This is a genomic window from Heliobacterium chlorum, assembly GCF_014502795.1.
GTDB lineage: Bacteria > Bacillota > Desulfitobacteriia > Heliobacteriales > Heliobacteriaceae > Heliobacterium > Heliobacterium chlorum.
The window spans coordinates 1-869 of record NZ_JACVHF010000116.1; the positions used below are offsets into that span (position 1 = coordinate 1).

The window sequence follows — 869 nt, forward strand, 5'->3', positions numbered from 1 at the left end:
CGTCCTTCCCCATTACCGACACGGCAAAAATAAGCGTGGTGTGACAGTATTTTTGCAGGATATTTGCCAAGAGATCTTTAATTCCAATTAAGTCCTTTATTGTGAATTCTCACAAATAGCCTACCTGCTGACTTGCAATTGTTGTCTGTACTTGATCTAAATAATGGGGGGATTACTACGAGAATATTAAGGCTAATATTAAGTTTATCTTTACTTTGCTTACCGTTAGTCGCTGCGTGTTCGAACGTTACAACCACAAAAAATCTAGATATTGATATGGCAGAAATGTACAGCTTGGCATTTGATGCTTTCATGACAATTGACGAAGCCTTAAATAGCAATATGAAATTTATCGCTATTGATATGAGTAACTTAAAGGAACTTAATGACACGAGTAAGGAGCAAATTCTAAAACACCTTGAAAAATACGGTGTAAAGGTAATGGAAGATACTTTTGAGCAATTAGAAGCCAAAGGCTTCTACAATCCACAGTCAATGAGTCTTGACGGCGTATTATTACGAGTCGAAAAGACGGATGTTTCAAATAAAGCTGTTATAATAGAGGGCTCAAAATTCAGATCTGCTCTCGGTTCAGTCGGAATTAAAGTTGTAGTTGAGTACATAGATGGAAATTGGAAAGTGACAAAAGCTGATATCACTCGGATAAGTTGAATGTTTAATTAGGTTCAAAAAAACAGCGTGGGCCTTCTTGAACTCACGCTGCGACCAGCCTTTCGGACCGTAACTTACCCTACGCCCTCCCACTTCTTCCTCGGGCTTAACATCCCCTCAATTTTATCGATGGCCTGTTTCTTAACGTCCGGTAAGACGTGGCTGTATGTATCCAGCGTAATCCTTATACTCCCATG

The 869-nt window shown here is 39.4% G+C and carries 1 protein-coding gene; it reads left to right on the forward strand.

Annotated features, from left to right (window positions below):
- Positions 1-294: 294 nt before the first annotated feature.
- Positions 295-672, forward strand: a complete 378-nt coding sequence (locus H1S01_RS20455; RefSeq protein WP_188042176.1) for a hypothetical protein — start codon at positions 295-297, stop codon at positions 670-672.
- Positions 673-869 lie beyond the last annotated feature (197 nt).